The 24,732-nt window shown below is 73.5% G+C and carries 21 protein-coding genes and 1 pseudogene; 9 read left to right on the top strand and 13 right to left on the bottom strand.

The genetic code is table 11. The features are described 5' to 3' along the window. Nucleotides 1-56 precede the first annotated feature (56 nt). From ACWDUZ_RS04520 to ACWDUZ_RS04510, 3 genes are all read left to right on the top strand, one after another. Nucleotides 57-788, top strand: coding sequence for a FadR/GntR family transcriptional regulator (locus tag ACWDUZ_RS04520; RefSeq protein ID WP_451630293.1), 732 nt, complete (start codon nucleotides 57-59; stop codon nucleotides 786-788). Nucleotides 789-875: 87 nt separating this feature from the next. Beyond that, a complete protein-coding gene (locus ACWDUZ_RS04515; RefSeq protein ID WP_451630292.1) occupies nucleotides 876-1,892 on the top strand; it encodes an asparaginase in 1,017 nt (338 codons plus the stop codon). 161 nt (nucleotides 1,893-2,053) lie between these two features. Continuing rightward, nucleotides 2,054-2,992, top strand: coding sequence for a glutaminase (locus ACWDUZ_RS04510; protein WP_451630291.1), 939 nt, complete (start codon nucleotides 2,054-2,056; stop codon nucleotides 2,990-2,992). Between the two features lie 6 nt (nucleotides 2,993-2,998). On the opposite strand, the gene ACWDUZ_RS04505 is transcribed toward ACWDUZ_RS04510, so the two are convergent. Then, nucleotides 2,999-4,186 (bottom strand): D-alanyl-D-alanine carboxypeptidase family protein, encoded by a 1,188-nt coding sequence (locus tag ACWDUZ_RS04505; RefSeq protein ID WP_451630290.1) that lies wholly within the window; start codon nucleotides 4,184-4,186, stop codon nucleotides 2,999-3,001. Nucleotides 4,187-4,270: 84 nt separating this feature from the next. Next, nucleotides 4,271-5,445 (bottom strand): annotated as a pseudogene (rho, locus tag ACWDUZ_RS04500) (transcription termination factor Rho). 459 nt (nucleotides 5,446-5,904) lie between these two features. On the opposite strand from rho, the gene ACWDUZ_RS04495 reads away from it, so the two are divergent. Beyond that, nucleotides 5,905-6,642 (top strand): class I SAM-dependent methyltransferase, encoded by a 738-nt coding sequence (locus tag ACWDUZ_RS04495; RefSeq protein WP_451630289.1) that lies wholly within the window; start codon nucleotides 5,905-5,907, stop codon nucleotides 6,640-6,642. 30 nt (nucleotides 6,643-6,672) lie between these two features. Here ACWDUZ_RS04495 and ACWDUZ_RS04490 read toward each other — a convergent pair whose 3' ends face one another. The 5 genes from ACWDUZ_RS04490 to ACWDUZ_RS04470 form a co-directional block, all read right to left on the bottom strand. Then, nucleotides 6,673-7,428, bottom strand: coding sequence for a GntR family transcriptional regulator (locus tag ACWDUZ_RS04490; protein WP_451630288.1), 756 nt, complete (start codon nucleotides 7,426-7,428; stop codon nucleotides 6,673-6,675). Nucleotides 7,429-7,601: 173 nt separating this feature from the next. After that, complete coding sequence (locus ACWDUZ_RS04485) at nucleotides 7,602-8,570, bottom strand: acetylxylan esterase (RefSeq protein ID WP_451630287.1); 969 nt, start codon at nucleotides 8,568-8,570, stop codon at nucleotides 7,602-7,604. A 269-nt stretch (nucleotides 8,571-8,839) separates the two neighbouring features. Then, a complete protein-coding gene (locus ACWDUZ_RS04480; protein ID WP_451630286.1) occupies nucleotides 8,840-9,595 on the bottom strand; it encodes a ferredoxin reductase in 756 nt (251 codons plus the stop codon). Next, on the bottom strand, nucleotides 9,588-10,193 hold the full coding sequence (locus ACWDUZ_RS04475) for a sulfite oxidase-like oxidoreductase (protein WP_451630285.1): 606 nt from the start codon (nucleotides 10,191-10,193) through the stop codon (nucleotides 9,588-9,590). The genes ACWDUZ_RS04480 and ACWDUZ_RS04475 overlap by 8 nt, the downstream gene beginning before the upstream one ends. Then, nucleotides 10,190-10,654, bottom strand: a complete 465-nt coding sequence (locus ACWDUZ_RS04470) for a MarR family winged helix-turn-helix transcriptional regulator (RefSeq protein ID WP_451630471.1) — start codon at nucleotides 10,652-10,654, stop codon at nucleotides 10,190-10,192. Before ACWDUZ_RS04470 ends, ACWDUZ_RS04475 begins: the two co-directional genes overlap by 4 nt. Before the next feature lie 333 nt (nucleotides 10,655-10,987). Between ACWDUZ_RS04470 and ACWDUZ_RS04465 the strand changes: the two genes are divergently transcribed. After that, nucleotides 10,988-11,917, top strand: coding sequence for a putative protein N(5)-glutamine methyltransferase (locus ACWDUZ_RS04465; protein ID WP_451630284.1), 930 nt, complete (start codon nucleotides 10,988-10,990; stop codon nucleotides 11,915-11,917). Here ACWDUZ_RS04465 and ACWDUZ_RS04460 read toward each other — a convergent pair. Further along, entirely contained in the window at nucleotides 11,889-13,988 is a 2,100-nt protein-coding gene (locus ACWDUZ_RS04460) for a SpoIIE family protein phosphatase (protein WP_451630283.1), read from the bottom strand. The two genes, ACWDUZ_RS04465 and ACWDUZ_RS04460, sit on opposite strands and share 29 nt — an antisense overlap. Before the next feature lie 372 nt (nucleotides 13,989-14,360). On the opposite strand from ACWDUZ_RS04460, the gene ACWDUZ_RS04455 reads away from it, so the two are divergent. From ACWDUZ_RS04455 to ACWDUZ_RS04445, 3 genes are all read left to right on the top strand, one after another. Further along, the gene (locus ACWDUZ_RS04455; RefSeq protein ID WP_451630282.1) at nucleotides 14,361-14,729 is read left to right on the top strand and encodes a hypothetical protein; all 369 of its coding nucleotides are present in this window, start codon (nucleotides 14,361-14,363) and stop codon (nucleotides 14,727-14,729) included. 200 nt (nucleotides 14,730-14,929) lie between these two features. Beyond that, on the top strand, nucleotides 14,930-16,945 hold the full coding sequence (locus ACWDUZ_RS04450; protein ID WP_451630281.1) for an FAD-dependent oxidoreductase: 2,016 nt from the start codon (nucleotides 14,930-14,932) through the stop codon (nucleotides 16,943-16,945). 42 nt (nucleotides 16,946-16,987) lie between these two features. Further along, complete coding sequence (locus ACWDUZ_RS04445; protein WP_451630280.1) at nucleotides 16,988-17,539, top strand: PadR family transcriptional regulator; 552 nt, start codon at nucleotides 16,988-16,990, stop codon at nucleotides 17,537-17,539. 124 nt (nucleotides 17,540-17,663) lie between these two features. Here ACWDUZ_RS04445 and ACWDUZ_RS04440 read toward each other — a convergent pair whose 3' ends face one another. From ACWDUZ_RS04440 to ACWDUZ_RS04420, 5 genes are all read right to left on the bottom strand, one after another. After that, on the bottom strand, nucleotides 17,664-18,209 hold the full coding sequence (locus ACWDUZ_RS04440; protein ID WP_451630279.1) for a hypothetical protein: 546 nt from the start codon (nucleotides 18,207-18,209) through the stop codon (nucleotides 17,664-17,666). A gap of 1,311 nt (nucleotides 18,210-19,520) precedes the next feature. Beyond that, the gene (locus ACWDUZ_RS04435) at nucleotides 19,521-19,931 is read right to left on the bottom strand and encodes a PTS-dependent dihydroxyacetone kinase phosphotransferase subunit DhaM (protein WP_451630278.1); all 411 of its coding nucleotides are present in this window, start codon (nucleotides 19,929-19,931) and stop codon (nucleotides 19,521-19,523) included. A gap of 1 nt (nucleotide 19,932) precedes the next feature. Beyond that, nucleotides 19,933-20,535, bottom strand: a complete 603-nt coding sequence (dhaL, locus tag ACWDUZ_RS04430; RefSeq protein ID WP_451630277.1) for a dihydroxyacetone kinase subunit DhaL — start codon at nucleotides 20,533-20,535, stop codon at nucleotides 19,933-19,935. Nucleotides 20,536-20,588: 53 nt separating this feature from the next. Beyond that, on the bottom strand, nucleotides 20,589-21,581 hold the full coding sequence (dhaK, locus tag ACWDUZ_RS04425) for a dihydroxyacetone kinase subunit DhaK (protein WP_451630276.1): 993 nt from the start codon (nucleotides 21,579-21,581) through the stop codon (nucleotides 20,589-20,591). 401 nt (nucleotides 21,582-21,982) lie between these two features. Next, nucleotides 21,983-22,762: a polysaccharide deacetylase family protein gene (locus tag ACWDUZ_RS04420; protein WP_451630275.1), complete on the bottom strand. Its 780-nt coding sequence runs from the start codon at nucleotides 22,760-22,762 to the stop codon at nucleotides 21,983-21,985. Nucleotides 22,763-22,955: 193 nt separating this feature from the next. Between ACWDUZ_RS04420 and polX the strand changes: the two genes are divergently transcribed. After that, nucleotides 22,956-24,725: a DNA polymerase/3'-5' exonuclease PolX gene (gene polX, locus ACWDUZ_RS04415; RefSeq protein ID WP_451630274.1), complete on the top strand. Its 1,770-nt coding sequence runs from the start codon at nucleotides 22,956-22,958 to the stop codon at nucleotides 24,723-24,725. The last annotated feature ends 7 nt before the right edge of the window (nucleotides 24,726-24,732 follow it).

Raw genomic sequence — 24,732 nt, 5'->3', positions numbered from 1 at the left:
ACGCGGGCTTTTCGCTTCGCTTGACAGGAAGCGCCCGGCACCCGCACGATCGGCGCGTGAACCTGTCAGACAGCCAGACAGGTGGGCCGGTGCCGCGACGCGTCAGCGCCATGGAAGCGGTGCTCACCCATCTGCGGGGCGCCATCGAGCGCGGTGAGTACGCCGTCGGGGACAAGCTCCCCTCCGAGGCGGAGCTGTGCCGCACCCTGACGGTCTCCCGGCCGGTCCTGCGCGAGGCGCTGCGGGCGCTGCAGACCATGGGTCTGACCGTCTCCAGGACCGGCAAGGGCACCTTCGTCGTCGCCGGCGCGGTGGAGGACCCCACCTTCGGTGACTACGCGGCCAGCGACCTGCTGGAGGTGCGCCGGCACATCGAGATCCCGGTCGCCGGCTACGCGGCGCGGCGCCGCACTCCCGAGGACCTCGACCACCTGGTCCACCTGCTGGAGCGGATGGAGCAGGAGACCGACACCACCGCGTGGGTGGCGCTGGACACCCTCTTTCACCTGTCCGTCGCGCAGGCCGCCCGGAACCCGGTGTTCCGCCGGGTCATCGAGGAGATCCGGGACGCGCTGGCCCGCCAGTCGGCCTTCCTGAACGAGCTCGGCGGCCGGCGCGAGCAGTCCAACCGGGAGCACCGCGCCATCGTCGAGGCCCTCGCCGGCGGCAGCGAACAGGACGCGGTGGCCGCGATGTCCCACCACCTCGACCGCGTCGAGACCACCCTCACCGACATCGTGCGCACCGCGCGCCGAGACCGGAGCGCCGACGGCGGGAACCAGGCGTGAGCAGACCCGCCGACCCCACCCCGGCAGGGCCCGGCACGTGACCCCGTGCAGGCCCACGACACCCACCCACCAGTGATGCAGGCAGTGATGTACAGCATTTCGCCCGCGGCGGCACCCCTCGTCCGCGACCCCCTCCACGCCCCCGTCGCCCACCTCGTCCGCGGCGGCGTGACCGAAGGCGTCCACTACGGCTCCGTCGTCGTCCTCGGTGCCGACGGCCGGGCCGACTTCCGGCTCGGCGACATCGAGGCGGCCTTCTACCCACGCTCGGCGATCAAGCCCGTCCAGGCCGTGGCCATGGTGCGGGCCGGCCTCCCGCTGGAGGGTGCCCTGCTCTCGCTCGCCGCCGCCAGCCACTCCGGCGAGGAACGCCATCTGGCCGGCACCCGGCGGATCCTCGAACTGGCCGGGCTGTCCGAGGACGACCTGCGCAACGTCCCCGACCTGCCCTTCGACCCGGCCGTACGGGACACGTGGGTGCGCCAGGGGCGAAAGCCCTCCCGGCTCGCCCAGAACTGCTCCGGCAAACACGCCGCCATGCTCTACACCTGCACGCTCAACGGCTGGTCCCTGCACGACTACCTGGACCCGGCCCACCCCCTCCAGCAGGCTGTCGCCGCGACCGTGGAGGACCTCACCGGCCAGCGGATCGCACAGGTCACGGTCGACGGCTGCGGCGCGCCCCTGTTCGCCGTCTCCCTGCACGGCCTGGCCCGCGCCCTCGCCCGGGTCACCACCGCGGCCCCCGGCACTCCCGAGGCCCGCGTGGCCGACGCGATGCGGGAGCACGCCGAGATGGCCTCCGGCTCGGGCCGGGACGTGGCCGCGCTGATGCGGGCCGTGCCCGGACTGCTCGCCAAGGACGGTTTCGAGGGCGTCCAGGTCGCCGCGCTGCCGGACGGCAGGGCCGTCGCCGTGAAGATCGCCGACGGGGCGAACCGGGCCCGGATCCCGGTCGCCGCGGCGGCTCTCGTCCGGGCCGGCGTCGACGCGGAGCTGCTCACCGAGTTCGCGGGCGAGCCGCTGCTGGGCGGCGGCGTCCCGGTCGGCCGGGTCCGCCCGGTCCGCGCCCTGGAGCCGCTGACGGAGCCGGCCTGCGCCTGACCACACCCGCACTCCCGCGGAACCGGTCCGGGAGGGCGGCCTGTCGCCGGCCGCCCGGCCGGCGGACCCGACGCGGCCGGAGGGTCTGGCGGGACGCGGCGCACCCCTGCTCCGAGCCCGTGACCGCGCGCCGGAAGCGGGCCGCGGGCACAATAGCGATCATGGCCGTTCCTCCGTCGTTCCCTGCCCCTGCCTTCCTGGCGGTCCTGGAGCGCATCGCCGAGGAGGTCGGGCGCACGCCCGGCCGCGGGCGCCCCGCCGACTACATCCCGGCGCTCGCGGCTCGCGACCCGCGCGCCTTCGGCATGGCGGTCGCCGAGCTGGACGGCACGGTGTACGGGGTCGGGGACTGGCGGGAGCCGTTCTCCGTGCAGTCCATCACGAAGGTGTTCACCCTCGCCCTCGACCTGACCCGCGAGGGTGACGAGCTGTGGGAACACGTGGGGCGCGAGCCGTCGGGCACCCCGTTCAACTCGCTGGTGCAACTGGAGTACGAGAACGGCATCCCGCGCAACCCGTTCATCAACGCGGGTGCCCTGGTCGTCACCGACCGCCTCCAGACCCGCACCGGGGACGCGGCCGGCGAACTGCTCGCTCTGCTGCGTGCCGAGAGCGGCAACCCGGACCTCGACTTCGACGAGGAGGTCGCCGCCTCCGAGTCCGCGCACGGCGACCGCAACGCCGCCCTCGCCCATTTGATGGTGTCCTACGGCAACATCGACAATCCCGTGCCGGTCCTGCTCGACCAGTACTTCCGGCAGTGCTCGATCGCGGCGTCCTGCGCCGACCTGGCCCTGGCGGCCACCTTCCTGGCCCGGCACGGCGTCCGGGCCGACGGCACCCGGCTGCTCAGCAGCAGCCAGGCCAAACAGGTCAACGCGATCATGCTGACCTGCGGGACGTACGACGCGGCGGGCGAGTTCGCCTACCGGGTCGGGCTGCCCGGCAAGAGCGGAGTGGGCGGCGGCATCATCGCCGTCGTACCGGGCCGGTGCGCGCTGTGCGTGTGGAGTCCCGGTCTCGACGAGCGGGGCAACTCGGTGGCGGGCGTCGCGGCCCTGGACCGCTTCACCACGCTCACCGGACTGTCGGTGTTCTGAGCCGGCTCAGTCACGGGCGGTCGGCTTGGCTCTGCGCCGCAGGGCGACCACCAGCGTGGCCGCGGCCAGGCCGGCCCCGCCCGCGACCACGCCCGTCATGGGCCAGTCCAAGGTCGCGGCGGGCTCCGACGCGGTCACGCGCCGCGTGCCGTCCGGGGGTGCCCCCTGTGCCGTGTGGGCCACCGGGCGCAGCGCGTCCAGCGAACCCACCGGATCGACGTGCCCGGAGGCGTCGAATCCCCAGTCGAGCAGCGCGCGCGCCTCCTCGTACACCTGGAGCCCGCCCCCCTTCTGCGGGTGCATCACGGTCACGAGGACGGTGCGCCCGTTGCGGTGGGCCGCGGCGACGAGGGTGTTTCCGGCGTTGCTGGTGTAGCCGTTCTTGATGCCGATCAGACCGGGGTAGGGCTTCACACCGCTGGCGCCGGTCAGCAGCCGGTTGGTGTTGGCGATCCGGTACGTCGTGCCGTCGGTGCCGGGGAAGGCGGCCGCCGCCGTGGAGCAGTAGCGCGCGAAGTCCGGGTTGCGCAGCCCGGCCCGCCCGAACACCGCCAGGTCGTACGCCGAGGACACCTGCCCGTCGGCGTCGTAGCCGTCGGGGGAGACGACCCGGGTGTCCAGGGCGCCCAGCGTGCGGGCGTTGGCCTGCATCTGCCGGGCCGTGTGCTCCCAGCCGCCGTTCAGCGCGGCGAGCACATGCACGGCGTCGTTGCCGGAGTTGAGGAACACCCCGCGCCACAGGTCGGCCACCTTGTAGCTGTTGCCCTCGACGACGCCTACCAGGCTGCTGCCCTCGCCGATCCCCATCAGTTCCTTGTGGCTGACGGTGTGCCGGACGTCGCCGGGAACGGCGGGCAGCACGGTCAGCGCGAACAGGGTCTTGAGGGTGCTGGCGGGCGGCAGTTTCACGTGTGCGTTGTGCGCGGCGAGCACCTCACCGGTGCCGGCGTCGGCGACCAGCCAGGACATCGCGGAGACGTCCGGCGTCTCGGGCGCTCCGGCGCGGGGCCGGACATGTGTGCCTTGGCGAGCCAGCAGGGCCGGCTGGGGCATCGTCACCTTCGGCTGCCCCTGGGCGCCCGGGTCCGCCCCGGACCCGCCCACCGCCGTCACCGAGGGGGCCAGCAGCAGCATGCCCGTGGCGCACAGTGCGCAGGCCGACAGGGTCGCTCGAGAAGAAAGACCGATCGTCATATCGCAAAGCTAGGAACGAACCGGCGAGGACGAGACCTTGCCGAGGGCCGAACGGGGACCACCGGCACCCGGATGTCCCAGCACTCACGGCCGTTCGGGTCGCCCCGGGCGCTGCTGGTCGCTCGGCAGCGTGGGCTGGACGCGGCGCAGGAACGCGGCGTTGTCGGGCGTCTCGCGCAGCCGCTCCAGCAGGGTCTCCAGACCGGTCCGCCCGTCGCGGTCGCGCAGCACCCGGCGCAGTCCTCGGGTCGTCGTCAACTCGGCGGGGGAGAGGAGGAGTTCCTCGCGGCGGGAGCCGGAGGACTGGATGTCGACGGCCGGGAAGAGGCGGCGGGAGGCGAGCTCACGGCTGAGCCTGAGCTCCATGTTGCCGGTGCTCTTCAGCTCCTCGAAGAAGAGGTCGTCGGCGCGGGAGCCGGTCTCCACCAGCGCCGTGGCGAGCATGGTGAGCGAACCGCCCTCCTCGGCCAGGCGTGCCGCCCCGAACAGCCGCTTGGGGCCGTGCAGCGCGGCGGCGTCGACACCGCCGCTGAGGGTGCGGCCCCCCGCGGCGGCCGCGTTGTTGTGGGCCCGGCACAGCCGGGTCAGGGAGTCGAGGAGCACGACGACGTCCTCGCCGGCCTCCACCAGCCGTTTCGCCCGCTCCACGACGAGTTCGGCCAGCGCGATGTGCTCCCCGGCCGTGCGGTCGAACGTGGAGGCGTAGACCTCGCCGCGCACGGAGCGCCGCATGTCGGTGACCTCCTCGGGGCGCTCGTCCAGCAGCACCACCATGAGCCGGCACTCGGGATGGTTCCCGGCGACGGCGGCCGCGATCTGCTGGATCAGCACGGTCTTCCCGGTCCTGGGCGGCGCCACGACGAGTCCGCGCTGGCCCTTGCCCACGGGTGCGACCAGGTCCGTCACGCGCCCGGTGAGACCGGAGGCCGGGTGTTCCAGGCGCAGCCGCTCGCGTGGGTGCAGCGGAGTCAGGTCGGCGAAGCGGCGCCGGCCGGCCGTTGCGTCGGGGGCGCGTCCACCCACACACACGATGCCGGTGACGGCGTGCCGGTCACCGAGCAGGGCGTCGACCAGGTCGCCCCTGCGCAGTCCGTGGCGGCGGACGAGGGCGGCGGGGACCTGGGGGTCGGCCGGGGAGGACAGGCAGTCCGGCCCGCGCAGCCTGCCCTTCCCGCCCGCGTCGATGTCCAGGACACCGGTGACGGGCCGGCCGGCGACGGCCGACGCTCCACGGGAGAGTGTTCGAGGGTGAGGGTCATGGGTGGTGTGGTCCTTTCACGGCGGACGACACGTCAGGCGTCCGGGAGAACAAGCGCGGGAGAACGAGCGCTGGAGAACAGGCGAGGGAAAACGAACGGGGGAATCAGGCGCGCCGGGAGGGGAGAAGCCGCGGGGCGGAGACTGCCCGGGCAGGGGCCGCGGCGGCGCGAGAACACCACTTCGGGTACGCGGGACCCGCGAACCCGGGACCCTCACGACCGCGCGGGTGGCGACAGCAGGCCGACACGCTGGACAGGCGATCTCGAGCGGTGTTCGGTTCGGCCGAAGGGTTCGAAAGAGCCGAAGGGCTCGAGGAGAGGAGACTCGCACCGGCGCCCTCAAGTGGGGCGTGCACGCGTGCTCATTGCACTGTACCACGGCCAGGTTCCGTGGCTCCACGGCTCCGTCCGCGCACCGTACCGAGCGTGCGGCGGCCGGGACGGTCTAAGCTGACGCGGATGTTCAGCCCCGAAGGCCCCACGCTCCGTGAGCTCGCCGTGCAGGCGCTGTCCTCCGTCGAGCGGGGCTATGACCTGCTCGCGCCGAAGTTCGACCGCACGCCGTTCCGGACCCCGGACGAGGTGCTGGACGCCGTGGGCGCGGTACTGGACCGGACCGGGCCCTACGACGACGGACTCGATCTGTGCTGCGGCACGGGCGCCGGTCTCGGCGTACTGGCCCGCGTGTGCCGGAGGTCGGTCACCGGCGCGGACTTCAGCGCCGGGATGCTCGCCGTCGCCCGGCAACGGCTCCCGGACGCCGGTCCCCGGGCCCGCCTGGTCCGCGCGGACGCCCGTGCCCTGCCCTTCGCCTCCGGCTTCGACCTCGTCGTGAGCTTCGGCGCGTTCGGCCATTTCCTCCCCGCCGAACTGCCCGGACTCTTCGGCGGGGTCCACGCCGCACTGCGGCCCGGCGGCCTGTTCGCGTTCCCCGTCCTGGCCCCGCCCCGGCCGCGCTCGGCCGGCTTCTGGATGCTGCTCGGCTTCGACGCGCTGATGCGGGTGCGCAACGCCGTGTGGCGGCCGCGGTTCGTCATGTACTACCGCGCTCTGCGGTTCGGGCGGGTGTGGCGGGAGCTGGAGCGTACGGGCTTCCAGGTCGAGCTGTACGCGCTGCCCGGGTTCGGCCACCGCGCGGACGGCAGTCCGCGGGCCCGGCTGATCGCGGCCCGCAGGCCGGCCCCGGCGGACTCCTGACGGGCGGGCGGCCGGGCGGGGGACGGTGCGTCAGACCGCGGCCGGCAGGGTGAACTCGTAGACGAGGGCGTCCTGCCGGGCGTCCACGATCAGGTCGGTGATCTCCAGCGGGCGGTCGTACTGGTCGTGCACGCGCCGGGTCACCCGCACGGAGAGGCCGTCCCCGAGCCGGCTGATCGAGTCGCGGTGATGCAGGGTCAGGCCCGCCCGGCGCATCCAGTCGTAGGTCCGCCGCAGTTGTGCGGCGCACGCGCCGTCGGCGCGGTCGCGGTAGCGGGCGAGCTCCTCGACCTCGGCGAGGGCCACGGCGGAGAAGGAGGTCACGGCCGTGCGCAGCCCGGTGCCGTCGGCCGCCGCGGACCGGTAACGGTGCACCAGGGTCGGCCGCCGCGGGGCGAGACCGAGCGCCGCGGCGTGCTCCGTGGGAGGCGCCTCCCAGGTGACGGTGGCCCGGTCGAAGGCGTCGGGGTCGGCGGCGCGGACCCCGACCGGGAAGGCCAGTGAGGAGGGCGCCTCGACCGGCAGTCCGGTCAGTGTGGCATGGCTGCCCCGGCGGTCCGTGGCGATCAGACCGTCGCGGCGCAGCACCTCCAGCGCCTGCCGCACGGTCTCCCGGCTGACCTTGAAATGCGCGGCCAACTGCCGCTCGCCCGGCAGTCGTTCACCGGGCGGGACGGTGCCGTCACGCAGCTCTGCGAGCAGCTCGCCGGCGACTTTCCAGTACAGCGGCCGTTCCTCGGTCGCTCCTTCCGTCGCCGGATGGTTCCGAGGGGTGGTGCGGGCCATGCCCCGCCTCCTGTTGATGACGTACCGTAGCCGTTCGGGCTCATTGCGCCACCACATCTACCACTGGTCTAAACCAGCTCGGAAGTACGGCCGGGCGGTTCGGCCGAAATCCGTCCGTGATCCACCCCGGACCGGGCCGCGGTGACCCGCACCGACCGGGCCCGGCGCCCGGCTCAGGCGTAGGAGCGCAGCCAGCGCAGCTTGGCCGCCTCCTGGTAGGGGCCGCCGCCCTCGTGGTCGTTGAAGTCGTACACCTCGATGCCCTTGTCCTCGTGCGCCCAGGCGTTGAACGCGGCGAAAACCGTCGACGGCGGGCAGGTCTGGTCCTCCAGCGCCGCCGAGAAGAGCGCGGGCGCCCGGCCCCGGGCGGCGAAGTGGACGCCGTCGAAGTACGACAGGGTGCGCAGCGCCTCCTCGGTGCGCCCGCGGTGGGTCTTGAGGTACAGGCCGATCTCCCGGTACGGGTGCCGGTCGGTCAGCGTCGCCGCGCGCGGATAGTCGCACAGGAACGGCACGTCCGGAGCGATCGCGGTCAGATCCGGCACCAGACCGCCCACCGCGATCGTGATGCCGCCCCCCTGGCTCCCGCCGATCGCCACGGTCCGGGCCGCGTCGGTCAGCGGGTGCGAGCGCGCCGCCTCGATCGCGCGCACCGCGTCGGTGAACACCCGGCGGTAGTAGTAGTTCTCCGGCGCGTCGATGCCGCGCGTCATGAAGCCGGGGTACGCCGGTGCGCCGCCCACCGGATCGGCGGTGTCGCCCCCGCCGCCCCAGGTGCTGCCCTGCCCCCGCGTGTCCATCACGAAGTGCGCCCGGCCCGACGACGCCCACAGCAGGTGCTGGTGCGGGAGCCCGCGCCCGCCGCCGTAACCGACGAACTCCACGACGAGCGGCAGCGGCCCGTCGACCTGGGCGGGCAGCGTCAGCCAGCCCTTGACCGGGTGGCCGCCGAAGCCGGCGAAGGTGACGTCGTACACCTTGACCGTGGTCAGTCCGGTGTCGACCAGGTCGAAGCGCGTGTCCAGATCGTGCTCGCGGGCCTCCTGGAGGGTCTTGGACCAGAAGGCGTCGAAGTCCTTCGGCTCGACGGACTTGCTGCGGTACTCACGGAGTTCGTCGAGAGGAAGGTCGAACAGGGCCATCAACAACCGCCTTCGCGCGCAGAAGATACCGATAGGTGATCACACGGTACGGCGGTGGCCGGGCGGCTCGCCAGCCCCCGCCGGCGCGGTGACCAGCCGCGGTCGACGCCGTATGCGAGGCGATCGTCGCTGGTCGGAACGATCCCGCGGACCGGTGTCGTGCGCCGGGCCGGACGCCCGGCGCGCTCGGTGCCCGGGCGGGCGGCCGGACGACCTGCGCACGACCGTCGCGCCGGGGCCGGGTGCGCGAGCCGTGGCGCCCGGCCGCGTCAGCCGAAGCGCTCGATCCGGATCCGGTCCACGGGCACGCCCGCGGCGACGAGCAGGCGTGAGGCGTGCTCCGCGAAGCCGTTGGACCCGCACACGTACGCCTCCCAGCCGTCCGCGGGCGGCTGGGCCACCAGTGGCGCCAGATGCGCGGCCGAGAGCCGGCCCACCGGCCCGCCCTCGGGCGCGCGGCGCGTGAACACCGGCGTGGTCTCCGGGCCGAACTCCCGGGCGTACACGAGCTCTTCGGGAGTGCGCGCGGACACCAGCAGCCGCAGCGGCACGGTCAGCCGCCGCGCCCGGTGGTACCGCACCATCGACATCAGCGGTACGACCCCGGAGCCCGCGCCGAGCAGCAGCGCCGGCCGGTCGCCGGGCCAGGCGAAGAAGCCGCTCAGCGGGCCGCGCACCGCCACCCGGTCGCCGGGGCGGGCCACGGTGTGGAACCAGCCGGAGACCTCGCCGCCCTCCACATGGTCCAGGGTCAGTTCGATGTGCCCGGAGTCGTCGGGTGCCGAGGCGATCGAGTAGTGGCGCTGGGCCACGTAGCCGTCGGGTGCGGTCAGCCGCAGCATCAGATGCTGCCCGGGCAGGTGCCCAGGCCACGCCGGGACGGCCAGGCGGAAGGTCGCGGTGCGCGGGGTCTCCCGCCGGATCGCGGTGAGGGTGGCGGTCCGCCAGCGGGCGGCCGCCGGGTCGCTCACGGCGATCCGGGCGGGCACGGCGAACCGGGTCGGGGGCGCGAAGGTCTCAGTCACCGGAGTACCGCTGCTCCTCCCAGGGGTTGCCGCGGGTGTGGTAGCCGTGCTGCTCCCAGAAACCCGGCTCGTCGTGGTCGAGGAGGCGCAGACCCGCGATCCACTTGGCGCTCTTCCAGAAGTACAGGTGCGGCACCAGCAGCCGGGCCGGGCCGCCGTGCTCGGCGGGCAGCGGTGCGCCGTCGTGGTCGAAGGCGATCCAGGCGCGTCCGCCCCGCAGGTCCGCGAGCGGGAGGTCGGTGGTGTATCCGGTGTGCGAGTAGGCCACGGCGTGCGTGGCGCCGGCGGCGGGCCGCACCGCGTCGAGGAAGACGTCCAGCGACACGCCCTCGAACCGCACCCCGAACTTCGACCAGCCGGTCACACAGTGGATGTCGCCCTCGTACGCGGACACCGGCAGCCGCCGTGCCTGCTCCCAGTCCCAGGCGCGGGGCTCGGCGACCAGGCCGTCGACGCGGAACGTCCAGTCCGCCGGCGCGATGGCGGGCGTGACCTCGGCGGACAGCACGGGCCAGTCGTCGCCGGCGTCGTACTGCCCGGGCGGCAGTCCGGGGTTCGCGACGCGGGGACGCCCGGTGAATCCTCGGGTGACGTTCATGGTGCTCCACCGTACGGGTCCGCCGGAGCGGTCCCGGACCGGCCCTGACCAGGGCGCTCCTGGACCGGTGCGGCCGGCGCCGGCTGCCACGCGTTGTAGCGGGCCAGATACGCCGCGAACCGCTGAAGGTCCTCTTCCGGCCAGTCCGCGAGCCGCTCCCGGAAGGCCGCCCGGCGGCTCTCCGTGACCTGGGCGAGGATCTCCCGGCCGCGTGCCGTCAGATGCAGCACCTGCACCCGGTGGTCCTCGGGGTCCAGGCGCCGCTCGATGAGGCCACTGCGTTCCAGAGCGTTCACCTGCCGGCTGACCGTGGACTTGTCCAGCGCGTAGTGCGCCGCCAGGTCGGTGGCGCGGCAGCCGTCCCGCTCCTCCAGGTGCCCGAGCAGCGTGTAGGACACCAGCGACAACTCGGGGTGCATGCGCCCCGCCGAGGCCCGGGCCCGGCGCGCGAAGATCGTCATCTCGCGCTGGATCGTCTCCACGGCCCGCCGGCCCTCGCTCCCGCCCTCGGCCGCTGTCACCGAACACCTCCCGCTCGCTCTGGTTGCATAGTACAACTGGCCATGTGGCCGACGGCAGCCGGCCGTCGCCGACGCCGACCGAAGGGACCGTCGGGGTCCGTGCGTTGGGGTAGGGTGACCAGCGGTCCCGGACGGTCCGGACCGTGGGAGGCGAGGAGGTGAGACCCATCGTCGCTGTGTCAGCTCGGGTGCTCTCTCCGCACGACCGTGCGGGTCACCGCCGATAGGTGACCGCAGGAGCGCCCTTCGGCTCCCGAAAGGTCCCGGCTCCTCATGCCCGAACGTCCCACACCACGTCGCTCTTCTTTTTTCCCCGCGGTTTCTCCCGCACCCGGAGCACCGTCCTCGCCTTCCACCGACGGCTCCTTCCCGCCGAGGTCGCGTGTCGAGGTCGTCACCGCGCTGCGCACGGCCGGCTGTGTGTTCGCCGAGGAGGAGGCGGAGCTGATCCTCGCGGCCGCCCGTACACCCGGCGAACTCACCGCCCTGGTGGACCGGCGCGCGTCCGGGCTGCCGCTCGAACAGGTTCTGGGCTGGGCCGAGTTCCACGGACTGCGCGTGCTCGTGGAACCCGGTGTCTTCGTACCCCGGCGCCGTACCGAGTTCCTGGTCGAGCAGGCCGTCTCCGAGGCCCCGGACGCCCGCGTCGTCGTGGACCTGTGCTGCGGGTCCGGCGCGGTCGGAGCGGCGCTGGCCGCGACGCTCGGCCCGGCCGAACTGCACGCCGCCGACATCGACCCCGCGGCGGTGCGCTGCGCCCGGCGCAACCTCGTCCCGCTCGGGGGCCGGGTCCACCTCGGCGACCTGTTCGAGGCGCTGCCGGCCGGGCTGCGCGGCCGGGTGGACGTCCTTGCCGCCAACGTGCCCTACGTCCCCACCGCCGAGGTGGGGCTCCTGCCGCCCGAGGCCCGCGACCATGAACCGCCGGTCGCGCTGGACGGCGGCGCCGACGGCCTCGACGTGCTGCGCCGCGTCACCGCCGAAGCCCCCGCCTGGCTCGCCCCCGGCGGTTGCCTCCTCGTCGAGACGAGCGAACGGCAGGCCCCGTCCGTCGTGGAGGCCTTCACCAGGGCCGGCCTGACCCCGCGCCTGGCCGTCTCGCGGGAGCTGTACGCGAACGTGGTCATCGGCACCAAGGCCCGCCCGGGGCCGTCCCGAACGCCCGGTTCCGACGTCAGGCGGTCGGGGCGTTCGGCGGCTTGAGCGCCTGCGCGCGGGCCACCAACAGGGCCACGTCGTCGTGGTTGTCCGGCTGGTGCAGCGTGCGCAGCAGCATGTCGCAGAGGTCCTCCAGGGGGCGTCCCGGTTCGCCGAGCAGCGTCAGCAGCGACTCCAGGCGCTCGTCCAGCGCCTGCCGCCGGGTCTCCACAAGGCCGTCGGTGTACAGCACCAACTGGTCGCCCGGCTCCAGGCCGACGGTGGTGGTGGAGAACGCCACCCCGCCCACGCCCAGCGGCACCCCCGTGGGCAGGTCGAGCAGTTCCGGGGGACGGCCCGGACGGACCCGGGCCGGGGGCAGGTGCCCGGCGTTGGCGATCCGGCACTGCCGCAGATGCGGGTCGTGGACGGCGTACAGGCAGGTGGCGATGGACTGGTCGAGGCCGTCGGTGATCCGGTCCAGGTGCTCCAGCAGCCGCGCCGGATCCAGGTCCAGCGAGGCCAGGGCCTTGGTGGCGGTGCGCAGCCGGCCCATCGTGGCCGCGGCGCTGATGCCGCTGCCCATGACGTCCCCGACGACCAGCGCCGTCTTGTCTCCCTCCAGCGGGATCACGTCGAACCAGTCACCGCCCACCTCGGTCGTGGCGCCCGCGGGCTGGTAGCGGGAGGCCACCTCCAGCCCGCCCGTCACGGAGGGGTGGCGGGGCAACAGGCTGCGCTGGAGGGTGAGGGCGGTGTCGCGGGCGTTCTGGTACCAACGGGCGTTGTCGATCTGCACGGCCGCGCGGGCCGCCAGCTCCCGGGCGAGCAGGACGTCGTCCTCGCTGAACGGCTCGGGGGTCCGGGTGCGTTTGAGGTCCAGCGCGCCCAGCACCTCTCCGCGCGCGGTCAGTGGCACGGCGAGGTACGAGTGCACACCCGCACGGCCCAGCAGGACGGCCGCCTCCGGGGACCGGGCGATGCGCGCCAGGTCCTCGTCCTTCACATGCCGGACCAGCACCGGGCGTCCGGTGCGCACACACTGGGTGACCAGCCGCTCGGGGCCGTAGCGGGCGACCTGGCCCGGCGGGTCGGCCGCCTCCAGGGCGTCGACGGCATGGTCCGCCCGGACGGCCAGGGCCCGGATCACCGCCGACTCGGTGGGGCCCAGGTTGCAGCGCCGGCCTCCGACGACCGTCTCCAGCAGGTCCACGGCCACCACGTCCGCCAGCTCGGGAACGGCCACGTCGGCCAGCTCCCGGGCGGTGCGCTCCAGGTCGAGGGTGGTGCCGATCCGGGCCGAGGCGTCGGCGATCAGGGCCAGCCGCCGGCGCGCCGCCTCCGCCTCGATGCCGGCCCGGTACTGCTCGGTGATGTCCACGCTCGACAGGGCCACGCCCAGGACCGTGCCGAAGGCGTCCTCCAGCCGGTACAGCGAGACCGACCAGGCGTGGTCCTCCTCCGGATCGGCCGAGGTCCGGCCGACCGCGACGACGTCGACGAGGGGGTGGCCGCTCTCCAGCACCCGTTGTGCGGCCTCCAGCAGCGCGTCGGTGTCCACCCGCGGGAGCATCTCGGGGATGGTCCGTCCGATGTGTGCCTCGGCCGGGACGTGCACCATGCGCGCCAGGGCCGGGTTGACCGAGACGTACCGCAGCTGGGTGTCCAGGACCGCGAGCCCGATCGGGGACTGGGAGACGATCCGCGCCGACAGCGCCACGTCCCGCTCCAGGCGGCGCACGGTCGTCTGGTCGGCGGCCAGCCCGAGCGCGTAGACGGCGCCGCGGTCGTCCAGCAGCCGCATGTTCCGGAACTCCACCAGGCGGGTGCTGCCGTCCTTGTGCCGCACGGGGAAGGCGCCGGCCCAGCCCTGGCCGGTCCGCAGGACGTCGGCGAACAGCTTGATCACCAGGTCCAGGTGCTCCTCGTGCACCATCAGCCGGCCGGCGAGCTGCCCCAGCGCCTCCTGCGCCGAGTAGCCGAAGAGCTCCTCGGCCTGCGGGCTCCACAGCACGATGCGCCCCTGGGCGTCCAGGACCACCGAGGCCACGCCCAGCACGTCGAGCAGCCCGCTCGGCCCCACCGGACCGCCGAACGGCTCCTGGCCCTCGGCCGAGGCAGCCCCGGCTGCTGTCATCGCACGCACCGCCTTCGCCCGTCCACGCGGCCCGCCGTCCCCGGCGCCGACACCCCCTGTTGTACCGCGCCCACACTCACCTCTCCGAGGGTCTGTCGCCTCTTTCCACCATCTCTCACCACCGGGGTGGTCGTCAGGCCGAGTCGGCCGTCAGGGCCGCCGGGGCCGTACGCTGCACGATGTCCGGTATGCCCCGGCCGGGCGAGGCGAGTGAGGGGGAGCGCCGCCATCGGTGCTCCGCCGGTGGTGCTCCGCCGGGAGGTGGTGTTTTGCTGAGGGGTGGGGTGGGGCGCGGTTTCGGGGGAACCCTGTGCGGCGGTCGCAGGAAGCTTGTGCGGCAGTCGCAGTGCGGCCACGAGAGGAGCGATCACGATGGTCAGTGAGCCCGAGCACCCGGAATCCGTCTCGGTGGAACTGAGCGGATGCAGCAAGGAAGACGCCCGGATCGTGTTCGACGCCCTGTGCGCCTGCTTCTCGTCGGACCGGCGCGCGGACGACGTGCCCCGCGACTACCACGAGGTACGCCCGACGGTGTGGCTCGGCACCTTCGACGTCGCCGAGCCCCGCGGGACGTGCGGTCCCGCGCACCTCGGGGCGTCCGTCACGGCCGACGCGCAGGGCGGTTACTGGGCGATCGACCGGTTCCGCACGACCCTGGACTCCCTGTTCACCGTCCAGGACCTGTGCACGGCCTCCGGCGACCAGGAGCGCGAGCTGCACGTACGCCTGGAGAGCCGCTGAGGTGAGCCGCCGGCCGCACGGAACCGGTACGGTTCGTCCGCGGCCGGCGGCTCCTCCGTGTCCGGGACGGCGGCGGCCGTACGGCCATCGGAGTGACGGCCCGGCGGTGGCCGGGTGCGCACTCCCGTTGTGCAACTAGTTGCATAAGCGCCTCGGCGTCCTCTACAAATGCGGTGACGACACCGCGCACGGAGGGCCCGATGAGCCGTTACCCGCACCTGCTGAGCCCGCTCGACCTGGGCTTCACCACCCTGCCCAACCGCGTCCTGATGGGCTCCATGCACATCGGCCTGGAGGAGGCCGAGCGCGGCTTCGAGCGGATGGCGGAGTTCTACGCGGCCCGGGCGCGCGGGGGGGTGGGCCTCATCGTCACGGGCGGCATCGCCCCCAACGACGAGGGACGGCCCTACGAGGGCGGCGCCAAGCTCACCACCGAGGAGGAGGCCGGGCAGCACCGGGCCGTCACCGACGCCGTGCACCGCGAGGGCGGCCGCATAGCCCTGCAGATCCTGCACTTCGGCCGCTACGCCTACCACCGCGACCTGGTCGCACCGAGCCCGCTCCAGGCGCCCATCAGCCCCTTCGTCCCCCGCGAGCTCACCGACGCCGACATCGAGCGGACCATCGACGACTACGCCCGCACCGCCCGCCTCGCCCGGCGGGCCGGATACGACGGCGTCGAGATCATGGGCTCCGAGGGCTACCTGATCAACGAGTTCATCGCGGCCCGCACCAACCACCGCACCGACCGCTGGGGCGGCTCCTACGACAACCGCATGCGCTTCCCGGTCGAGATCGTCCGCCGGGTCCGCGAGGCGGTCGGCGAGGACTTCGTCATCGTCTACCGGCTGTCCATGCTGGACCTGGTGCCCGGCGGCTCCGCCCTGGAGGAGGTGATCACGCTCGCCAAGGCCGTCGAGGCCGCCGGCGCGACCATCATCAACACCGGCATCGGCTGGCACGAGGCCCGCATCCCCACCATCGCCACCTCGGTGCCGCGCGGCGCCTACACCTGGGTGACGAAGAAGCTCATGGGCACGGTCTCGGTCCCGCTCGTCACCACCAACCGCATCAACACCCCGGAACTGGCCGAGCGGCTGCTCGCCGACGGCTGCGCCGACATGGTCTCCATGGCCCGCCCGATGCTCGCCGACCCCGACTTCGTGGCCAAGGCCGCCGCCGGCCGGCCCGAGGCCATCAACACCTGCATCGGCTGCAACCAGGCGTGCCTCGACCACACCTTCAGCGGAAAGATCACTTCCTGCCTGGTCAACCCGCGCGCCTGCCACGAGACGGAGCTGGTGCTCGCGCCGACCCGGGGGCGCAAGCGCGTCGCCGTCGTCGGCGCCGGTCCCGCCGGACTGGCCTGCGCGGTGAGCGCCGCCGAACGCGGCCACGCGGTCACGCTCTTCGACGCCGCGAACGAGATCGGCGGCCAGCTGAACGTCGCCCGCAAGGTGCCCGGCAAGCAGGAGTTCGACGAGACCCTGCGCTACTTCCGCCACCAGCTCGACGCGCACGGCGTGGACGTGCGCCTCGACACCCGGGTGAGCGCCGACGACCTCGCCGACCACGACGAGGTGGTCGTCGCCACCGGGGTCACCCCGCGCACCCCCGAGATCCCCGGCGTGGACCATCCGCGCGTCCTCGGCTACCTCGACGTGCTGCGCGACGGCGCCCCCGTCGGCGACCGGGTGGCGATCCTGGGTGCGGGCGGCATCGGATTCGACGTCGCCGCATACCTGACCGACGGCGGCGGCAAGACCAGCGAGGACCCCGCCGCGTACTTCCGCGCCTGGGGCGTCGACACCGGCTACCGCGCCCCCGGCGGCCTCGCCACGCCCGAGCGGCCCGCCCCGCCGCGCACCGTCCACCTGCTCCAGCGCAAGACCAGCAAGGTCGGTGCGGGCCTCGGCAAGACGACCGGCTGGATCCACCGGACCGAGCTCAAGCACCGCGGCGTCACCATGATCCCGGGCGTGCGCTACGACCGCATCGACGACAGCGGGCTGCACATCACCGTGGACGGCGCGAGCAGCGTCCTGGAGGTGGACACCGTGGTGCTGTGCACCGGACAGGAGCCGCGCCGCGACCTGTACGACGAACTGGTCGCCGCGGGGCGCCGCGCCCACCTCATCGGTGGCGCGGACGTGGCCGCCGAACTGGACGCCAAGCGCGCGATCAAGCAGGGCACGGAGCTGGCGGCGACGCTGTAGGGGCGCGCCGGGGCAGGTCCGGGCCGTCCTTAGGATGACTCCATGTCACTCCCGCACGCGATCCTCACCGCCCTGCTCGAGAAGCCGTCGTCCGGGCTCGAGCTGACGCGCCGCTTCGACAAGTCGATCGGTTACTTCTGGTCGGCGACGCATCAGCAGATCTACCGGGAGCTGGGGAAGCTGGAGGCGGACGGCCTGATCCGCGCCCTGCCGGCCGAGCAGCCGGCCCGGGGGCAGCGCAAGAGCTACGAGGTACTGCCGGCGGGCCGGGCCGAACTGGCCCGCTGGACGGCGACGTCCCAGGAACCAAAGCCGCTGCGCGACGCGCTGCTGCTGCGGCTGCGTGCCGCGGCCGTGGTCGGCACGGCGGGGGTCGAGGACGATCTCCGGCGCCACCTGGAGCTGCACGAGCGGCAGTTGACGGAGTACCGGGAGATCGAGAAGCGAGACTTCCCGCCCGGGAAGGACAGCCCCCAGGACCGGTTGCAACACCTGGTGCTGCGGGCCGGGATCGACCTGGAGACCTTCTGGACCGGGTGGCTCAGGCACGCGTTGGAGGAGTTCGCCGAGCTGCCGCACACGGATTCGGCCTGAGTCCGCCCCCGCGTCGCCGCACCTGGCCCACTCCGACCCGGCCCGCCCGGTCCCGGCCGGGGCTGCGCCCGCCCGTCCCGGCCTGCGCCGGCCGCATCCCCGCCCTGCCCTGGCGGCCCGCCGCTCACAGCGGGTACGGCTTCGAACGGCGGCGCAGCAGCCGGCCGGTGGCGATCATCGCGGCCCCGACCAGCGCCCCGCCCGTCGCGAGCACGACGGTGCCGTCGGCCTTGACGCGGCTGCCCAGGCGCTCCAGGAGACCGCGCGGCGGTGCGGAGTCGGCGAGGGCGGAGGAGGCCGCCGGCTTCGAGGGGCCGGTGACGACGACGGACTGGGTGCCCGCCGTCAGGTCGTCGGCGCACACCACGATCACCGTGTACGTGCCCGGGCGCACGTTCCGCCAGACCGCCGACTGGCCGGCGGTCGTCCCCGTGAGTGCCGCCCGGCGCCCCTGGAGGAAGCTGGTCCGGCCGGGGCCGAGCAGCGAGGCCGTGCCCCAGGCTCCGTTGACCGGGGTGCACGAGCTGGTGGTCACCGTCACCGTGGAACCGCTGGTGCTCGCGGAGATCCCCGGCCCGGCGACGGCCGGTCCGGCGGCGATCTGGACCGCGAGGGCGGCGGCCGCGGCGACCGGCCCCGGGCCGTCGCGCAGGAGGGATCGATCGCGCATGGACGCTCCTTCGGCGGCACGGTCGGCGGATCGTCCCGAGTACCGCCGCGGACGGAGAGTGGCCCGTGTCGCCTCCGAGGCAGCCCATCCCCCGTGACGGCGCGCGGCACGCATACCCCACCCGTGCGGCCGACGGCCGAACGGCCGAGCGAGTCGGTGGGTCCGGCCAGGTGTGTCCAGGACGGTCCCTGGCCGGTGGTGACCGCGTGGGTGGGCGAGAAGCCGCCCCTAATGCTGTGACCGGAAAGGTTCACCGGCTCGCGACGCCCGGCACGGCACCTCGCCGCGTTGTCGCATCACCCGAGTACATCCAGTACACGGATGATGCTCCGCCTTGCGATGTACCGCACCGGACGCCGCGAGCTCTCCGGCAAACCTTTCCGGCCACAGCACTTGGTGCCGTCGGGGAGTCTGGTGCGGATGCGCACCCGTGGCCGACTTCGGTGTGCTCCGCCCTCCCCGTCGCTCCGGCCGCCGGCCGCGAGCAGCAGGGCACCGCCCACGGCCACGGCACGCCCGGGGACACGGCGACGGCGGGCAACGGGGTCGGGGGACGCGTCGCGCGCGGTCTGCCGCCCGTCCATCGCGGTGCGGACGCCGGGAACCACTCGGGTGCAACGGCCCGGACAATGTGCCGTGCCGGTCGGAAGGCGGCAAGGGGGACGCCGGTGCCGTCCTTCCCGGGGAGTTACGTATGCTGAAACCTCACCTCGGCCGAACCGCCCGGAGCAGAGCGGGAGTTCAAGCCGTGGGCGCGGACCGCTGTCGTCGCTGATGCCGCGCCGGTGCGGACGACCGGGGGCCGGGCCGGCACGGCTTCGGCCTCCGGCCGTCCGGCGGACGGTGCGGGCGACGCCCTGTCCGGTCGCCTCCCGTGGGCGCACGATCAATGCACCCGTTCCGGGCTGAATGCCGGTCCAAGTCCCCGAGGGAGGGGTTTGGCATCGCGCGCGTGCGGTCGCTGACGTTCGTCGCGGCGAGCGCCGCCCTGCCGGCTCCGACGACCACCGTGCCGGACCGCCCGCCGAGGGGCCGGCGGCACCCGTCACGGCCGCCGTGCGCGGCCCCTCGCGAGGAGCCGGCGGGGCCTGGGCGGCGGTTCGGACACGGCCGTCGCCCCCCGGGCCGGTGCCGTACTCGTTCGTCGGCGACAGCGGCCCTCGGCATCAGCGGCGAGGCCTCCTCCGCCGCCGCCCGGTGCCTGCGCATCCCGGCCGGCCCGCGTGCCGATGGTGGCACCGCTCGTGCGTCACCTGCATCGTCCGACCGGGCACGCGCCTGGCCCGGCCGCTCTCCACGCTGCGCCGCCCGTCACACCTTCCGGTAGGCGTACGCGTCCGCGGCCGCCGCCGCCACCGCGTCCAGATCCGCTCCCGTGGCCGCCGTGACGACCGCGGCGACGGCACCCTCGACGAACGGTGCGTCGACGAGGCGGGTGCGGTCCGGCAGCTCGTCGCCCTCGGCGAGCAGCGCCTTCACGGTGAGCACCGCACTGCCGAGATCGGTGAGCACCGCGACACCGGCCCCCCGGTCCACGGAGGCGGCCGCGGCGGAGACCAGCTCGGCGCTCGTACCGACCCCGCCGCCCTGCCGGCCGCCCGCCGGGGCCACCGGCACCGCCTCGGCCCCGCCCGCCAGCTCCTTCGCCAGCGCGGCCACCGACGCCGCGACCTCCGCGCTGTGCGACACCAGCACGATCCCGACCAGCTTGTCGTCGCCCATGTCAGCCCTCCGCCGCCTCGGCCAGCGCCGCGATCAGCAGCGCGGACGACGTGGCCCCGGGGTCCTGGTGGCCGATGCTGCGCTCGCCCAGATAGCTCGCCCTGCCCTTGCGGGCCTGCATCGGCGTGGTCGCCTCGGCCCCCCGCTCGGCGGCCGTGCGCGCCGCCGCGAAGCCGTCGGCGAGCGCGTCCACCGCCGGCACCAGCGCGTCGACCATGGTCTTGTCGCCCGGCGCCGCACCGCCCAGCGTCATGACTCCCTGCACACCCGCCCGCAGCGCCTCGGCGAGCTGCTCCTCGCTGACCTCCGGGGCGTCCCCGAGCGCCTTGCCGGTCCGGCGCAGCAGCGTCCCGTACAGCGGGCCGGAGGCCCCGCCGACCGTCGAGATCAGCTGCCGCCCGGCCAGGACCAGGATCGCGCCGGGCGTGTCGGCCGCCGCGTCCTTCTCCAGCGTGGCCCGCACGGCCGTGAACCCGCGCAGCAGGTTGCTGCCGTGGTCGGCGTCCCCGATGGGCGAGTCGAGAGCGGTGAGCCGCTCCGCCTCTCGGTCGACGGACGCGGCGGTCACCGCCATCCAGCGGCGGAAGAAATCGGCGTCGAGCACTGGAACTCCCTTGAGTGGCTGTTGATGGGCGGGGTCGGGGGAGCGCGGCCGGGTCACACGCCCCAGCGCAGACCCGGCGTGTTCACCGGCGCGTCCCACAGCCGCAGCAGCTCCTCGTCGATCTGGCACAGGGTGACGGAGGCACCGGCCATGTCGAGAGAGGTCACGTAGTTGCCCACCAGCGTGCGGGCGACCGCCACCCCGCGCTCGGCGAGGACCCGGTGCACCTCCGCGTTGAAGCCGTACAGCTCCAGCAGCGGCGTGGCACCCATGCCGTTGACCAGCAGCAGCACCGGATTGCTCGGGTCGAGGTCCTCCAGGACCGCGTTGACCGCGAAGTCGGCGATCTCGCCCGAGGTCATCATCGGCCGCCGCTCCCGGCCCGGCTCACCGTGGATGCCGATGCCCAGCTCCAGCTCACCGGTCGGCAGATCGAAGGTGGGGCTGCCCTTGGCCGGGGTGGTGCAGGCGCTGAGCGCCACGCCGAAGCTGCGCGAGTTCTCGTTGACCCGCCGTGCGATCGATTCCACCCGTTCCAGCGGCTGCCCCTCCTCGGCCGCCGCGCCCGCGATCTTCTCCACGAACAGGGTCGCGCCGGTGCCGCGCCGCCCGGCGGTGTACAGACTGTCGGTCACCGCGACGTCGTCGTTGACCAGCACCTTGGCGACCTGGATGCCCTCGTCCTCGGCCAGTTCGGCCGCCATGTCGAAGTTGAGCACGTCACCGGTGTAGTTCTTGACCACGAACAGCACGCCCGCGCCGCTGTCCACGGCCGCCGCGGCCCGCAGCATCTGGTCGGGCACCGGCGAGGTGAAGACCTCCCCGGGACAGGCCGCCGACAGCATCCCGGGACCCACGAACCCGCCGTGCAGCGGTTCGTGCCCCGACCCGCCACCGGACACCAGGGCGACCTTCCCCGCGACGGGGGCGTCGCGCCGTACGATCACCCGGTTCTCGACGTCGACCGTCAGCCCGGGATGAGCGGCCGCCATCCCGCGCAGCGCGTCCGCGACGACGGTCTCGGCGACGTTGATGAGCATCCTCATGGGTACCTCCTGTGGACTGGCAGGTCGGCCCGTGACCTGATGTTCCCAGGCCAGGCGGGCCGTGGCCAGTTGTCGATCTCGGCGGTTCGCGGCGGCTCCGGCCGGGTCCCGCGGCACTCGGACGGACTCGGCTCGGACTGCGGTGACGAGACGTCAGGCGTCTGCGTCGTGGACGTTCGCTCGGCTCCTGCGCTGATGTCGGCAAGTATCGACCTTCCGGCCGGGACGCCGTCAAGATCGCGCGAGATCGGAGCGTCAGGACGCCGCGGCCCGGCCTTCGGCCACCGGGAGCGAGCGGTCCTCCCCGGCGTGGCCATGAGTCCCGCGGACAGGGCGTTTCCGTGGCCGGCCGCGCGTTCCGCTGCGGAGATCGAAGAGGACGGCAACCGGGTCGTGGGGGATCAGGGCCGGTACACCATCCCCGGCTCGGACTGGGCCGGGGCCAGCAGCTGGGACACCGTGACGATGGTGTAGCCGCGGTCCTCGAGCGCCTTGATGATCCCCGGGACCGCGGGCACGGTCCCCTTGTGCAGGTCGTGCAGCAGGATGATGCCGTCACGGTGGGTCTGCTCGAGCACCCGCTTGGTGATCAGGGCCGTGTCGGTCGTCTCGTAGTCCTTGGCCGTCACGCTCCACAGCACCTGCGCCAGACCCAGATCCTTGCAGATCTTCGCCAGCTTCCGGTCCGTGCGGCCCTGCGGCGGGCGCATCAGGACGGGCTTGGTGCCGGTGACCTTCTCGATGGCGTTCTGCGTGTGGGTCAGTTCGTCCCGGGCGTTGTCCGCGTCGATCTGCGTCAGAACCGGGTGCGTCCAGGTGTGGTTGCCGATCTCGTGTCCCTCGTCGGCGATACGGCGCAGGATCTCGGGGTACTTCGCGATGTGGCCCCGGCCCTGCACGAAGAACGTCGCGTGCAGATGCTGCTGCTTCAGGATGTCCAGCAGCTCGGGGGTGGTGAGGCTGGGGCCGCCGTCGAAGGTGAGGGCCACGCACTTCGCCTTGCGGCAGTCGACGGCGCCCGCCACCGAGCCGGACGCCTTGCCGCGGGCGGCACGCGGCGAGGTGTGGTCGTACGTCGTGACCGTCAGGGCCACGGTCAGAGCGACGGCCGCCGTGAGGACGACGGCCGTCACGAGGGCGATGAGCAGGCGCGGACGTTTTATTCGGGTGCGCAGTGGCATGGGGGGACCCTTCCTGGGCCGGATGATCGTCGACGTCCGTTAGTGACGGGTATTGCGGGCCCTGGGTTGCTCCGCCGGCATGTGATCCGTGTCGGACATCGGATGCGGGATGCCGAGCGCCGCCGCGCGGGACGGTCGCGGTGCCCGGAGCGCCGCGCCGGCGCTCGGTGCGGCGGCCGCCTACCCTGGAGGTGTGGCTCGGTCCAACGACGAGGTCGCCGCGCTGTTCGCCGAGTACGCGGACCTGATCTCGATCACCGGAGGAGACCCGTACAAGGCGCGTGTCTACGAGAAGGCCGCCCGTTCGGTGGGCGGCTACCACGCCGACGTGTCCACGCTGGACGTCAAGGGCCTGCAGGAGATCCCCAACGTGGGCAGGTCGATCGCGGAGAAGATCACCGAGTACTTCCGCGACGGCAAGGTGTCCGCCGTGGAGGAACTGCGGGCCAAGATCCCCGCCGGTGTGCGGCGGCTGACGGCGATCCCGACCCTCGGCCCGAAGAAGGCCTGTGTCCTGTACGAGGAGCTGGGCATCTCCTCGGTCGACGAGCTGGCCGACGCCATCCGCGCCGAGCGGCTGCGCGACCTGAAGGGCTTCGGGCCCAGGACGGAGGAGAACATCCTCCACGGCATCGAGCTGTTGCAGTCCGCCGGGGACCGCGTGCTGCTCGACGTCGCCCTGGACCTCGCCGACGACGTGGTCGCCGAGCTGTCCCGGGTGACCGGCTGCCTGCGGTGCGCCTACGCCGGCTCACTGCGCCGCTTCCGCGAGACGATCGGCGACATCGACGTGCTCGCCGCCGCGACCCGCCCCCAGCCGCTGATGCGGGCGCTCACCGAACTGCCGTACGTCTCGGAGGTCATCGCCCACGGCGAGAAGAAGACCTCGATCCGCACCACCAAGGGCCTCTCCGTCGACCTGCGCGTCGTACCACCGGACTCCTGGGGCGCGGCGCTGCAGTACTTCACCGGCTCCAAGGCGCACAACATCCGCACCCGCGAACTGGCCGTGCACCAGAAGCTGAAGCTGTCCGAGTACGGGCTGTTCGACGCCGAGAGCGACGAGAAGATCGTCTCCGAGACGGAGGAGGAGGTCTACGCGCGGCTCGGCCTGCCGTGGATCCATCCGGCGCTGCGCGAGGACCGCGGGGAGATCGAGGCGGGACTCCACGGTGAGCTGCCCGAGCTGATCGAGGAGTCCGACATCCGGGGCGACCTGCACACCCACACCGACCTCACCGACGGCCTGGCCCCGCTGGAGGAGATGGTCGCGTCGGCCGCCGAACGCGGCTACGCCTACTACGCGGTGACCGACCACGGGCCCACCCTGTACATGCAGCGCATGACCGACGAACGGATGCTCGCCCAGCGCGAGCAGGTCCGCGAGCTCGACGGCGTCTACGGCAGGCGGGGCCGGCGCGGCCGGGGCGGCGGCATGCGGCTGCTGCACGGGGCGGAGCTGAATATCGACCCCGAGGGGGGTGTGGACTGGCCGCAGGAGTTCCTGGCCGGCTTCGATCTGTGCGTCGCCTCGGTGCATTCGCACTTCAACCAGGGCCGCGAGCAGCTGACCGGACGGCTGGTGCGGGCCTGCGAGAACCCGTACGTCAACATCATCGGCCACCCCACCACCCGGATCATCGGCAAGCGGCCGGGCCTCGACGTCGACCTGGACGAGGTCTTCGCGGCGTGCGCGCGCACCGGCACGGCACTGGAGATCAACGCCCACCCGGACCGCCTCGACCTGCGCGACGAGGACATCCTGCGGGCCAGGCGGCACGGGGTGAAGTTCGCCGTCGACAGTGACGCCCACTCCACCCTGCACCTGGCGAACATGCGTTACGGCGTGGGCACGGCCCAGCGCGGCTGGCTCACCGCGGACGACGTCATCAACACCTGGACCCAGGCGCGGCTGCGACGGTTCCTGGACAAGGGCCGCACCGGCCCGCGGCACGGGACCTGAGTGCGGT

The sequence above is a fragment of the Streptomyces sp. NPDC003393 genome (assembly GCF_053589015.1).
Note: the sequence above shows the minus strand (reverse complement) of the source record. Positions and strands in the feature narration are given on the sequence as shown.